This is a genomic window from Pedobacter sp. AC190 (assembly GCF_979258025.1).
In genome coordinates this window covers 1231132-1244516 of the sequence record NZ_OZ409824.1, presented here as the reverse complement: position 1 = coordinate 1244516, position 13385 = coordinate 1231132, and the positions used below count along the sequence as shown (strand labels likewise).

Here is a 13385-nt window from a genome sequence, read left to right as displayed (position 1 = left end):
ATTTGCTTTTCAACAGGCTCAACCTGACATTTAAGTCTATGAAGGATTTATTCTTTCCATTTTTTTATTCTGAGCTTGTCGAAGAACCTATTCATATTTCGATAACTCAATTTGAAGTTCATTTAAACAAACAACCCAATTACTAAATCAATTAATTTGATGCCGATAAATGGAGCGACAACACCTCCGATGCCATAAATAAATAAGTTTCTACGTAGTAAAGCAGTAGCGCCAATCGGTTTATAAGCCACACCTTTTAACGCCAGCGGAATTAAAATGGGAATGATAATCGCATTGAAAATAACCGCAGACATAATTGCACTTTCTGGCGTATGTAAACCCATAATATTTAAACTTTGCAAAGCTGGAATAGATGCAATAAACAATGCAGGAACGATTGCGAAATACTTAGCCACATCATTCGCGATGGAGAAAGTAGTAAGCGTACCACGGGTAATTAAAAGTTGCTTCCCGATTTCTACAATCTCAATTAATTTGGTTGGGTCGTTATCCAAATCAACCATGTTGCCTGCCTCTTTTGCAGCCTGCGTTCCGCTGTTCATAGCCACGCCAACATCTGCCTGGGCAAGTGCAGGGGCATCATTTGTCCCATCGCCCATCATGGCAACCAGTTTTCCTAAAGCCTGCTCATCTTTAATGTAATTCATTTTATCCTCAGGTTTTGCTTCGGCGATAAAATCATCTACACCTGCTTTTTCGGCAATGTATTTAGCGGTTAAAGGATTATCGCCAGTTACCATTACAGTTTTTACACCCATTTTTCTTAAGCGTTCGAACCGTTCGCTAATACCTGGTTTAATAATATCCTGTAACTCGATCACGCCTAGAGCTTTTTCATTTTCTGAAACCACTAAAGGTGTTCCGCCATTCGTTGCAATGGATTTTACAAGGTCTGCAATATCTGATGGGAAAATATTTCCAGCTTTTTCAACGATATTTCTGATGGAATCAAAAGCACCTTTCCTAATGCGCCTTCCATCGGCCGTATCCAATCCGCTCGAACGGGTTTCAGCTGTAAATTTGATAAATGTGGAACCTTGTGGCGTTCCTGAATTTTTGAAACCTTGTTCAGACGCTAATTCAATAATTGATTTTCCTTCTGGCGTTTCATCCGCTAAAGAACTCAACACGCAAGCATCGGTAAAATCTTTAATAATTACGCCTGCGGTGGGGTAGAAGTTGGTTGCCTTACGGTTTCCGATGGTTATCGTTCCAGTTTTATCCAAAAGTAAAACATCAATATCGCCAGCAGTTTCTACCGCCTTACCCGATTTGGTAATCACGTTTGCTCTTAAAGCTCGGTCCATTCCAGCGATACCAATGGCCGATAATAAACCGCCAATAGTTGTCGGGATTAAACAAACGAAAAGTGAAATTAAAGCCGCGATGGTAATCGGTGTGTTGGCGTAATCAGCAAATGGTTTCAACGTAACGCAAACGATAATGAAAACCAAAGTAAAACTGGCTAAAAGGATGGTTAGAGCAATTTCGTTAGGTGTTTTTTGACGAGAAGCCCCTTCAACCAAAGCAATCATTTTATCTAAAAAGCTTTCGCCAGGAGCAGTACTCACTTGCACTTTTATCTCATCTGATAAAACTTTTGTTCCGCCAGTTACCGAAGATTTATCGCCACCAGATTCGCGAATGACTGGAGCAGATTCGCCCGTAATCGCCGATTCATCTATGGTTGCAATACCTTCGACAATCTCTCCATCTGTTGGAATGGTATCACCAGTTTCGCAAACAAAAACATCGCCTTTTTTTAATTGATTTGACGAACGGATTTCAATCGTTCCATTAGCTAAAAGTAGTTTCGCAGGCGTTTCTTCTCTCGTTTTACGTAAACTATCTGCTTGCGCTTTACCTCTTGCTTCGGCTATTGCTTCTGCGAAATTGGCAAACAAAACCGTTAACAAAAGCACTAAAAAGATGAAGAAATTATACAAAGGAGAACCTTGCCCGCTGTTGCTAAAAGAGTACACGGTAACGTAAGCCATTACCAAAGTACCAATTTCAACGGTAAACATTACAGGGTTGCGAACCATTACCCGTGGGTCGAGTTTGATGAAAGATTGTTTTAATGCAGTTTGCACCAAAGCGGGTTCGAATAATTTATTATTGGGTTTCATTTCTATTTTTAATTAAGTGATTTCACAGATTAAAATGATTTCACAGATTTTTATCTTGCAATTTGTCATGCTGAGCTTGTCGAAGCACCGAATCATTTCGACAGGCTCAATGTGACAGCTGTATCTATTTGAGCATTGAAAAGTATTCCGCCAGCGGCCCCAAAGCCAACGCTGGAAAGTACGATAGTGCATTGAGTACTAAAATCACAGCAAAAGTCATGAGTGCAAAGGTTTTGGTATCCGGTTTTAAGGTTCCTGCAGACTCTGGAATGAATTTTTTAGCGCCTAATAAACCTGCAATGGCAACCGGACCAATGATTGGCAAGAAGCGACCTAAGAAAATAATCACACCGGTAAGCACATTCCAGAATACACTGTTATCGCCTAAACCTTCAAAGCCAGAACCATTGTTCGCATTTGAAGAAGTGACTTCGTAAAGCATTTCTGAAAAACCATGGAAACCAGGATTATTTAACCAGTTTTTAGGTTGGGTAGCCCAAGCTGCATCGCCATGATTGGTAAATACATAACTTGCAATAGCCGTTCCCGCTAAAATTAAAAACGGACTTAACAAAGTGATAATGGCGGCGATTTTAATTTCCCTGGCTTCAACCTTATGACCTAAAAACTCAGGCGTTCTGCCCACCATTAAGCCCGAAATAAATACAGCGATAATCAGATAGATGAAATAATTTAATAAACCAACGCCGCAACCGCCGTAAATGGCGTTTATCATCATGGCCAATAATTGCCATAAGCCTGTTAATGGCATGGTGCTATCATGCATTCCGTTTACCGAACCTGTAGAAATTACTGTGGTTAATGTACTCCAGTATGCTGTGGCAGCTGGTCCGAGGCGTACTTCTTTACCTTCCATTGCACCAGTAGTTTGCGATATGCCCATTTTGGCTAAAGCAGGATTCCCGCCTAATTCTGAAGTTAACGTCGGAATCATCAGCATAAATAAACCGATTGTCATTACCCCGAATATTGTCCAGGCTAATTTTCTCCTGCGGATGAAATAACCAAAGGCAATAATCATGGCCATTGGAATAATGGTTTGTGCAATGATTTCAACCATGTTGGTCAAGTAACTCGGGTTTTCGAATGGATGGGCAGAATTTGCACCAAAGTACCCACCACCATTCGTTCCCAAGTGTTTTATAGCAATCATTTGTGCTGCAGGGCCTCGAGAAACATTTACGGTGTCACCTTGAAGAGAAATAAATTGGTCTTTCGCATCATAACTGGCTGGCGTACCATTAAAAGTTAAAATCAATGCGATAATAATTGATAAAGGCAACAACAAGCGAGTAATTGCTTTTACAAAAAACTCCCAGAAGTTGCCCAACTGTGTAGCTGTTTTATCTCTGAAAGTTTTAAAAAACACCACAGCTGCTGCAATACCTGTTGCTGCGCTCACAAATTGTAAAAACATGAGTACAAATTGCAACGTTAAATAACTCACGCCGCTCTCGCCTGAGTAATGTTGCAAGTTGCAATTGGCAACAAAGCTAATGATGGTGTTAAAAGCTAGGTCTGGTGTCATTCCAGGGTTTCCGTCAGGATTTAAAGGCAGCTTATCCTGAAAGATCAATACAAAAAAGCCATAAATCAACCATAAAATATTAATGGTTAATAAAGCTTTTAAATGTTGTTTCCAGTTCATCTGCTCCTTAATATTGATGCCAGAAAGTTTATAAATTATTTTCTCAAGCGGTTTTAAAAAATCAGTCCAAACTTTTTCCCCTGCAAAAACCTTTGCCAAATATTTACCCAAAGGGATGGCTATGATTAAGGTGAGCAGGAATGTGGCGATAATGCCTGTTAATTCAGTGTTCATTTTTTTTGTTTTTTACAAATGATTGTCGTTGTGCTTAATGTTTCGACAAGCTCAACATGACAACTGCGTTAAAATTTTTCTGGTTTAATCAACACGTAAATCATATAGATAAATACGGCGATTGCGATGATAAATAGTGCTAACATTTTCTTTAGATTTTTTCAAACCAATCGATAGATCGGTAAGTTGCCCAGCAAAGCAGGATTAGGATTAGAAACAGGATTATGATCATAACTTATTGATTTATGAAATGCCTATTCCCAACTCTTGTGCCGATGAAAATTTGGTTTTCGTAAAATCTTGTTTTACAGTGTTTTGAGTTGTTTCTGGTGCTGAATCAAAATTTTGGACAAAAAAAAACCTTTCCATTTTGGAAAGGTTTTTATCGTTTTGGGATGATGTGCTAAATGGTATTCGAAAAGTTGGGCGGCTTTTCTTTTCGCCTTAAGTTTTGGTCTTTCAGCTTTAATCTTTATTCTTTTCTGCTTCTTTAAAACTTCCCTTTCTGATTTAACAATTCAAAATACTTATCTAAATTAACCCCTAAAGATTTTTCAAAAGAAGCTTTGAAATCGGCAGGTGTAGGGTGTTTGTTTTTCCATTCACTAAAATATGCCTGAAATGCTTTATCAAACTTTTCCTGACCAATCTGTGATTCTAGGATATAAAGCCATAAAGCGGTCTTAGCATAAGAAATCAAACCATATTCTTCTGAAGTTTTAAAATCAGCAGCTGGAATATCGATAGCCGATTCCATTGGAACATTAGTTAAAGCACCGTAAATACTGGCCAAAAACTTATCTGCTGGTAATTCTTTAATTTTAGCTGGAATCGCATCTCCAAAAATAGAATTCGACCTGTATTTTTCAGCTTCGTATCTAAACTGGTAAAAGGTATTAAAACCTTCATCTTGCCATGTATGCATTCTTTCGTTATTACCCAACATACTCATAAACCAATTATGACCAACTTCATGTGTAATTACGCCATCTAAAGTTTCTTTTTTCGCATCTGGACTCGTAATCAACGTAATCGTTGGATATTCCATACCGCCACTCGAATTATTTTTAGGTCCTTCAATTGCTTGTACAACTGGGTATTCATACTCGCCAATCCACTGACTATATTTCTTTGTCGCGTCTTTTATGTAATCTATGCTGTTTACCCAAAGCGTATTTTTTTTGTTGTGATAATAACTAAAAGCATCAACCACTTTTCCTGAAGCCAGTTTTACCGTATCGTATTGAATGACCAAATCTTTATCTGCAAACCAAGCAAAATCAGGCACATTACTTATCGAATAAGTTAATTTTTTGGTTTCAGACTTACTTACTGGAGCATAAAGTGTAGGTTTACCTGCTCTCATTGAGGTATTTTTTGCGCCAATGGTTTTGTATGCACGAAGTTCATCAGCATTTTGCAAAACGCCCGTTGCACCAACAACGTAAGAAGATGGAAGCGTGATGTTCACTTTGTAATCTGCATATTCGCTGTAAAACTCGCCCATGTCCAAGTATGGAAATTCATGCCAGCCGTCTTTATCAAAAACAGCAGGTTTCGGGTACCATTGAGTAACCATAAATTCGGTTTCAGCGTAGCCAGACCGAGAAAAATAACTAGGCAGTTTCACATTAAAATCAGTCGAAATCGTGATAGAGTCGCCAGGTTTTAAAGCCGTTGGAAGTAGAACCTTCACAATATCAATATATTGAGGATTCGGGTGAGCTTCTGTTTTAGCAATTTTGCCATCAACCTTAAAATTTAAACCATCAATACTTCCATACGCAACATTTTTAAGTTTTTCCTTACGTGAAGTATCATTTCTAATCTGCTGAAATAATGCCGTCGATTCGTTTTTGTAGGCGTTTGGCCAGATGTGAAACCAGATAAATTCTAAACTTGACGGGGAATTATTCTTATAAACAATCGTTTCAGCACCTTTAAGCGATTTGTCTTTATCGTTTAAAGTAACATCAATATTATAAGTTAAGTGCTGTTGAAAATAATTTTGCTGTGCAAAAATTGAAATTGAAATGAGGGATAGTAAAATCGTTAGAAAACTTTTCTGCATATTTAATTTTTTTGAAAGATAATTATTTCGCCTAATTGGCATTATATGTAAACGGATTTTTTAAGATTAAATTTCTGTAAATCCATATTCTTCTATTTTTCGGTAAAGCGTTGTCAAGCCAATTCCCAATAATCTTGAAGTTTCGGTTTTGTTACCTTTAGTATGAATTAAAACCTTTTGAATGTGTTGTTTTTCAACTTGCTGAAGATTGTAATTATCGTCTAAAGGCGTAAACTCGAAAAATTCTGGTGGCAAAGCCGATTTACTCAACTGATTTCCATCTGATAAAATAACCAAACGCTCAATTACATTTTTAAGCTCACGGATATTGCCTTTCCAATGATGTGCAGCTAAAATTGATAATATATCTTCACCAATTTTAATTGCTGATCGGTTTACCTTATCAGAAAATTCTTTTAGATAATGTTTTGCCAAAGCTGGAATATCTCCTTTTCTATCGCGTAGCGGAGGTAAAATAATGCTAAAAACCGAAAGTCTGTAATACAAATCAGAACGGAACTTTCCGCTAGTTGCATCAGCTTTTAAATCTTTATTTGTAGCGGCCAAAATACGCACATTAACCTGTTGTGTATGGGTATCGCCAACTTTGATAAAACTCTGATTTTCTAAAACCCGCAATAGTTTTGCCTGTAAATCGAGGTTCATTTCCCCAATTTCATCCAAAAATAAAGTGCCGCCGTTCGCTTCCTCCAGTAAGCCCTTTTTATCTTTATTTGCGCCTGTAAATGCGCCAGCCTTGTAACCAAAAAGTTCACTTTCTAATAATTCTGCACTAAAACCACTGCAATTTAAAGCTACAAAAGGCTTTAATGCTCTGGGACTTTCGTAATGAATGGATTGTGCAAAAACTTCTTTCCCTGTCCCAGTTTCGCCTAAAAGTAAAACAGTTGTGTCAGTTTGGCTTACTTTTTTGGCTAAATCTATCGCTTCTTTTAAAGCTCTCGATTGGCCAATTATCGTATCAAAATTATGCTTGCCAGTAATTTTATTTTCTAAATCGAAAACTCTTTGTTGCAGGTTGGCTTTTTCCATTGCTTTGTATAGCAGCGGAATAATTTTATCGTTGTCATCGCCTTTAACCAAGTAATCGAAAGCACCGTTTTTAATGGCTAAAACACCATCTGCAATTGTTCCGTAAGCGGTAAGGTTAATAATTTCTACAAATGGCTTAATTGCTTTAATGTCTTTAACCATTGCAACGCCGTTTACATCGGGTAGTTTTACATCACTAATTACCAGACTAACGTCATTATTTTTAAGAAGTTTTATGCCTTCTTTACCTGTATTGGCTTGTAAAGTTTTAAATCCTTCAAGCTCGATAATCCTCGAAAGTAAACTGCAAATCTTCTTTTCATCATCAATGATGAGGACAATTCCATTCATAGGGTTTATTTATCACGCAATATTAAGGATAAAAAATTATTCTTTGTTTGTACCTTTTTCGTTTCCGAGTAGATGAAATATAACCTTTTTAAGCATATTTGATGCAACAAAGCAAATTGTATGATTAAAGTAATTAGTGCCATTCTTACGTTTGGTTTTTTTTCTATGGCAAGTTCTGCTCAACAAATCAGACCTGCAAAATCTTCAGAAATTTATCGTGACTTAAAAACGCTTAAACATATCCCAAAAGTTTTATATCTGGCTGCTCATCCCGATGATGAGAATACGGGCTTACTTTCTTGGTTAATAAACGAGCAAAATGTAGAAACTGGGTATTTATCTTTAACCAGAGGTGATGGAGGACAAAACTTACTTGGAACTGAGCAAGGCGCAGCTTTAGGTTTAATCAGAACTCACGAACTTTTAGAGGCGAGAAAACTTGATGGTGCACAGCAATTTTTTACCCGTGCAATAGATTTTGGCTTTTCTAAAAATACAGACGATACTTTTAAACAGTGGGATGCAGATAGTATAACTGCTGATGTAGTTTGGGTGATCAGAAAATTCCGTCCTGATGTGATTATTTGTCGTTTCCCACCAACTGCTGCGGCTGGGCATGGGCAACATGCTGCCTCTGCAGTAGTGGCCGAAAAAGCTTTTAAGTTGGCGGGTGATAAAAATGCTTTTCCAAGCCAGTTAAAATATGTGGATGTTTGGCAACCTAAAAGATTACTTTGGAACACCTTTAGATTTGGTGCTACAAATACCACATCAGAAAGCCAGTTAAAGGTAAATGTGGGCCAATATGATGCTCAATTAGGAATGGGCTATGGCGAATTGGCGGGTTTAAGCAGAAGCTTACATAAAAGTCAGGGTGCAGGAACGCAGTCTGTAGCGGGTTTAAGAACAGAGTATTTTTCTCCCGTTTTGGGCGATGTGGCTAAGATATCTTTGTTTGATAGAATTCCGATGAATTGGTCGGAAAAAGGTGTTGGCGATATTGATGAATTGATTGATATTGTCCTCTTATCTTTCGATTACAATCATCCTGATAAGAGTTTACATAGTTTGTTAATGCTTCGCAAAAGAATAGCTGCGCTGCAAGATGTAAACTTGAGAAAAGATAAACTTGCAGCCATTGATAAAATTATTTTAAGCTGCACAGGTTTTATGGGGGAGGTTGTTACCAACCAAGCTGAAGCCATTGCAGGTAACAGTTATAATTTCCGCCTGAACGTGATTTCAAGGTCATCAGAGCCTGTAATACTAGAACAAGTAAACTGGATTAATCAAACCGATAATTTGAATAGAAGAGTTTCTGGCGATTCTTTGTTAACGATAGAACGTAAAATTCAAATCCCTGCAAATTCATCAATAACGGAGCCTTACTGGCTAGAAAAACAAGCTAAAAATGCGGCTACTTTTAGTGTTGCCAACGATACTTTAATTGGTTTAGCTGAGAATGAATCTGCGCTTAATGTTTCCTTGTTGCTTAAAATTGAAACCGAGAAGTTTACAGTTAAGTTGCCACTTTCTTTTAAGAAACTAGACCCAGTAAAAGGAGATGTGGTAGAGCAACTTAGAATTGTACCAGCATTAGATTTAAGCTTTGCAGAACCTGTTTATTTTGCTAAAGAAAAAGAGGCATTGTCGGTTACAATGCGTTTAAAAGCCAACAAAAATATTAATTATGGTAAAGTGAGTTTCAAAATCGGTAATACTGAAATCAAATCCTTTACTGGAATTAACCTGGCTGAAAATACAGTAGCCATTAAAAATTTTCTGATCCCTGCTGAAGATTTAGCTAAAATAAAAACTAGTCAAAATAAATTAGAAGCGGTTTTTTCATCAGAGAGCAATGAGTTTAACAAAGGACAAGTATTAATTCAATACCCACATTTACCATCATTACAATATTTTGTACCAGCGACAACCTGGTTAATAAAAGGTGATGTAAAAGTATTGGCTAAAAGAATTGGCTATATTCAAGGTGCTGGAGATTTAATTCCCGAATTTTTAAGACAGGCAGGTTTGCAAGTTGATGTTTTGAGTGAAGCTGACATTTTAAATCCGACCAAACTGGCTTCTTACGATGCTGTTGTAACTGGCGTTCGTGTAATCAATACCGAAAAGAGAATCAAAAACTGGCAAACGGCTTTAAAAACTTACGTGGAAAATGGCGGTACTATTGTTATGCAATACAACACCACGCAAGATATGGCTTTGCAGGATTTTGGAATTTACCCTTTCAACATCGGTGGTAAAAGGGTTACCGAAGAAAATGCTACAGTTAAATTTTTAGTGCCAAATCACAAACTTTTAAACTATCCAAATAAAATCACAGCCGAAGATTTTAGTAATTGGGTGCAGGAACGCGGCGCTTATTTCCCAGATAAATGGGATGATCAATACGAGCCACTTTTTGAAATGAATGATACAGGAGAAGAACCGCTCAAAGGCTCAACATTATACGCGAAATATGGAAAAGGTAATTTTATTTATACGCCATTAGCATTTTTCCGTCAATTACCGGCGGGTAATGTAGGTGCGGCAAGGTTGTTTTTTAACTTCATATCAGCTGGCAAATAAATGAAAAATCAGCTCAAAAATTGGAACACCTGGTACGTTTTACTTGCGTTGGCTTTACTATTTCAAATCGTGTTTTATTACCTGTTTACTAAATTTTGGGCATGAGTAATATCGATTGGTTTGTTCTCGTTTTCACCCTTTTTGCTGTTGTTGCTTACGGCGTTTTTATTGGTCGCGGGCAAAAAAGCAATGAATCTTATTTAAAAGCAGATAGCAAAATGCCATGGTACATTGTACTGTTGGGCATTATGGCTACGCAAGCTAGTGCAATTACCTTTCTATCGGCGCCTGGGCAGGCTTATACCGATGGTATGCGTTTCGTACAGTACTATTTTGGTTTGCCGTTGGCGATGATTGTAATTTGCATAACCTTTATCCCAATATTTCAGCGATTAAACGTTTACACTGCTTATGAATATCTGGAAAATCGTTTCGATAAGAAAACAAGAGTGCTCACGTCCCTGCTTTTCCTTTTTTCTCGTGGATTGTCGACTGGAATTAGCATTTATGCACCAAGTATTATTTTATCAAGTGTTTTAAACTGGAACATTTATTTAACCAATATTTTAACTGGCGGAATACTTTTAATTTATACCTACGTAGGTGGGGCTAAAGCCATTGCACATACGCAAAAGCTGCAGTTTTTAATTATTTTAGGAACTATGGCCTTTGCAGGTTATCTGCTCGTTCAAAATATGCCAAACGGAATTGGTTTTAAAGATGCCTTATACCTTGCAGGAAAATCTGGAAAGCTAAATGTAATCACTACAAATTTCGATTGGAAAGATAAATACAATATTTGGAGTGGAATATTTGGTGGTTTTTTTCTGGCGCTTTCTTACTTCGGAACAGACCAAAGTCAGGTGGGGAGATACATTACCGCCAAAGATAATACCAATGCCAAAATGGGTTTGTTGCTAAACGGTTTGGTTAAAATACCGATGCAATTTGCCATCCTTTTAATTGGAGCATTACTTTTTGCATTTTTCTCGCTAAAGCCAGCCCCAATTTACTTTAACGAACGTTCTTATCAATATTTAAAAGAAACCAAGCCAGCGCAGGCGGCTGTTTTCGAACAGGAACACCAGGCTTTGCAACTAAGATTTAATAAAGAATCCAAAGAAATTCTGGCAAAAAAAGAAAATCATTCATCTTCATTAAATCAATCAATAGAAAGTTTTAAAGCCACACAAAAAGAAGTTGCGGCATTGCATGGCAAAGTAGAGGAGGCGATTAATAGTTCAAATTACAATGCCGAAAAAACCGATACCAATTACATTTTTCTCTATTTTGTTAAAAATACACTTCCCGTTGGGATGATTGGTTTACTTTTCGCGGTCATATTTTTGGCCAGTTGGGGCTCTATTTCTGCGGCCTTAAATTCGTTGGCATCGAGTTCTTTAAAGGATGTTCATTTAATTTTCAATAAGAATAAACCCGATGATGAACTCGAACTTAGATATAGCAGACTACATACACTTGCCTGGGGAATTTTCTCTATTGCAGTTGCTATGTTTGCTACGCAAATGGGTTCGCTTATCGAAGCTGTAAATGTTTTAGGTTCTTTATTTTATGGGCCAATTTTAGGTATTTTTCTGGTTGCTTTCTATTTCAAAAAAATAAAGGGACCAAATGTTTTTATTTCAGCCATACTATCAGAAATAGCTGTTATTACCGTTTATAAATTGGATATCGTTTCATTCCTTTGGCTAAACATTATTGGCGCAGTTGCAGTAATAATTTTTTCGACAATTGGATTATTATTTTATCCTGCTAAAGAATTAGATTCGTAAGATTTAAACAACAAATTCAAATAAGAAATAATACTATGAGAACAATTACAAAATCTATTGCATTGCTATTTACAGCAGTTACAATTTCGGTAAGTGCTTTTGCACAGGAAGCTAAAAAACCTGCTGCTCCACCTGCAAGTCCAGCGGCAACAGCAACTGGCAAAGTTAAAGATGCAACAATCACAATTGCTTACAGCAGCCCATCAGTAAAAGGACGTAAAATTTGGGGTGGACTTGAAAAATACGATGCAGTTTGGCGTGCAGGAGCAAATGAAGCAACAACTTTCGAAACAGATAAAAACATTACTGTTCAAGGTAAAGCTTTACCAGCAGGTAAATACAGTTTTTTCTTAATCCCTAAAGAAAGTGGAACGTGGACTGCTATTTTTAACAAAGAACCAAAACAGTGGGGTGCTTACAAATATGAAGAGGCTAAAGATGCTTTACGTGTAGATGTAAAAGTTAAAGCTTTAAAGGCAACGCAAGAAACTTTAGTTTATAGAGTTAATAAAGGTGGTTTTACAATGGATTGGGACAAAGTTTCAGTTCCAGTAGCTATAAAATAATTTCAATTCTTTTGAAAGGAAAATCCCGATTTATCGGGATTTTTTTTTGCCTGAATTTTTCCCCAATTTCTATGGCGTAATTTTTAATGATTTTATTGGTTTTCATAAAAGTAAAGGCTAAATCGATACTATAAACTATAAGATTGTAAATTCTGAGTAAAAAACTATTTTTCTTTCAATAACAAAAACCTTATTTAATTAACCGTGTTATTTAATTGTATAAAACATTAAGTCATGGCACCTTTGAAAATAGAGCAAATCGAGAATGATACGCTAACTCACAAAAACAATTTAGAAACGGAAGAACATCTACCTTTGGAAATGCATCCTGAAGCTTACAAGGTTAAGGGGCCTTTACCAGAAAAAATGAAATCTGTTTCTGCTTCATTGCGTAATTATGCGCACGGCCTGTATGGTTTACTATAGTAAATCTTAGCTCGGTTTTGATTTGAGATAGCAGACCATCAATGAATAGTATTTAGCCACCATGAATTTTCATGGTGGTTTTTTTGTTTTTTTGTGATTTTTCGAAATACACGTAATAATCTTTATATCAGATACCTAAGTCAATTTGCGTGTTTTCGAGTATAGGGATTATCGCAGTTATTTACGCATTGTATGTTCCTTTGTATCAATAGAACCAAGCTAATTAATTGTAAATGTTATTAGGGCAATAATTAAAATATTCAAAACAGGTAAAAACTAATGATTAAAATGTCTGCTTTTTCTGAAAATGAAGGAACACGTTATTATGTTGATGCTACAAACGTTTACGTTAAAGTAAAAGAAGCGGAGATTTTAATACCGAATTTATTTGTTCAAAAAAGTAAAGAATTAAATCACAGTTTCGAAATTTTTGGATTAGAACAATTTGCCGATAGTAATTTATACATTTTTTCGTTGGGGTAAAGAAGTTTACAAAGCAAGAAAATATAAAAATAACTGGACTCCAGAGGGACTTGAAGAAGG

Annotated in this window: 10 protein-coding genes; 5 read left to right on the top strand and 5 right to left on the bottom strand. The window is 36.6% G+C overall.

What is annotated here, in order from left to right:
• Positions 1-122 precede the first annotated feature (122 nt).
• The 5 genes from kdpB to ACZZZI_RS05385 form a co-directional block, all read right to left on the bottom strand.
• The gene (gene kdpB, locus ACZZZI_RS05405; protein ID WP_344765334.1) at positions 123-2150 is read right to left on the bottom strand and encodes a potassium-transporting ATPase subunit KdpB; all 2028 of its coding nucleotides are present in this window, start codon (positions 2148-2150) and stop codon (positions 123-125) included.
• 124 nt (positions 2151-2274) lie between these two features.
• Positions 2275-3993 (bottom strand): potassium-transporting ATPase subunit KdpA, encoded by a 1719-nt coding sequence (gene kdpA / locus ACZZZI_RS05400; protein ID WP_463488878.1) that lies wholly within the window; start codon positions 3991-3993, stop codon positions 2275-2277.
• Positions 3994-4061: 68 nt separating this feature from the next.
• A complete protein-coding gene (locus ACZZZI_RS05395; RefSeq protein ID WP_082468366.1) occupies positions 4062-4139 on the bottom strand; it encodes a potassium-transporting ATPase subunit F in 78 nt (25 codons plus the stop codon).
• A gap of 344 nt (positions 4140-4483) precedes the next feature.
• Complete coding sequence (locus ACZZZI_RS05390; protein WP_463488877.1) at positions 4484-6064, bottom strand: M1 family metallopeptidase; 1581 nt, start codon at positions 6062-6064, stop codon at positions 4484-4486.
• A 66-nt stretch (positions 6065-6130) separates the two neighbouring features.
• Positions 6131-7468 (bottom strand): sigma-54-dependent transcriptional regulator, encoded by a 1338-nt coding sequence (locus ACZZZI_RS05385; protein WP_463488876.1) that lies wholly within the window; start codon positions 7466-7468, stop codon positions 6131-6133.
• Positions 7469-7588: 120 nt separating this feature from the next.
• Here ACZZZI_RS05385 and ACZZZI_RS05380 point away from each other — a divergent pair, with 120 nt between their 5' ends.
• The 5 genes from ACZZZI_RS05380 (at position 7589) to ACZZZI_RS05360 (ending at position 13325) form a co-directional block, all read left to right on the top strand.
• Positions 7589-10057, top strand: coding sequence for a PIG-L family deacetylase (locus tag ACZZZI_RS05380; protein ID WP_463488875.1), 2469 nt, complete (start codon positions 7589-7591; stop codon positions 10055-10057).
• Positions 10058-10158: 101 nt separating this feature from the next.
• On the top strand, positions 10159-11850 hold the full coding sequence (locus ACZZZI_RS05375; RefSeq protein ID WP_344765322.1) for a sodium:solute symporter family protein: 1692 nt from the start codon (positions 10159-10161) through the stop codon (positions 11848-11850).
• Positions 11851-11885: 35 nt separating this feature from the next.
• Entirely contained in the window at positions 11886-12416 is a 531-nt protein-coding gene (locus ACZZZI_RS05370) for a DUF2911 domain-containing protein (protein WP_316763288.1), read from the top strand.
• A 234-nt stretch (positions 12417-12650) separates the two neighbouring features.
• Positions 12651-12842, top strand: a complete 192-nt coding sequence (locus tag ACZZZI_RS05365) for a hypothetical protein (protein WP_316763285.1) — start codon at positions 12651-12653, stop codon at positions 12840-12842.
• 288 nt (positions 12843-13130) lie between these two features.
• Positions 13131-13325 carry a hypothetical protein gene (locus ACZZZI_RS05360; protein ID WP_463488874.1) on the top strand — a complete coding sequence of 65 codons (195 nt, stop codon included), beginning with the start codon at positions 13131-13133 and terminating at the stop codon, positions 13323-13325.
• Positions 13326-13385 lie beyond the last annotated feature (60 nt).

Coding starts and splice junctions, on each gene's coding strand:
- ACZZZI_RS05365 (WP_316763285.1), top strand. CDS start 12,651: ATGGCACCTTTGAAAATAGAGCAAATCGAGAATGATACGCTAACTCAC.
- ACZZZI_RS05375 (WP_344765322.1), top strand. CDS start 10,159: ATGAGTAATATCGATTGGTTTGTTCTCGTTTTCACCCTTTTTGCTGTT.
- ACZZZI_RS05395 (WP_082468366.1), bottom strand. CDS start 4,139: ATGTTAGCACTATTTATCATCGCAATCGCCGTATTTATCTATATGATT.
- ACZZZI_RS05370 (WP_316763288.1), top strand. CDS start 11,886: ATGAGAACAATTACAAAATCTATTGCATTGCTATTTACAGCAGTTACA.
- kdpA (WP_463488878.1), bottom strand. CDS start 3,993: ATGAACACTGAATTAACAGGCATTATCGCCACATTCCTGCTCACCTTA.
- ACZZZI_RS05385 (WP_463488876.1), bottom strand. CDS start 7,468: ATGAATGGAATTGTCCTCATCATTGATGATGAAAAGAAGATTTGCAGT.
- ACZZZI_RS05360 (WP_463488874.1), top strand. CDS start 13,131: ATGTCTGCTTTTTCTGAAAATGAAGGAACACGTTATTATGTTGATGCT.
- ACZZZI_RS05390 (WP_463488877.1), bottom strand. CDS start 6,064: ATGCAGAAAAGTTTTCTAACGATTTTACTATCCCTCATTTCAATTTCA.
- ACZZZI_RS05380 (WP_463488875.1), top strand. CDS start 7,589: ATGATTAAAGTAATTAGTGCCATTCTTACGTTTGGTTTTTTTTCTATG.
- kdpB (WP_344765334.1), bottom strand. CDS start 2,150: ATGAAACCCAATAATAAATTATTCGAACCCGCTTTGGTGCAAACTGCA.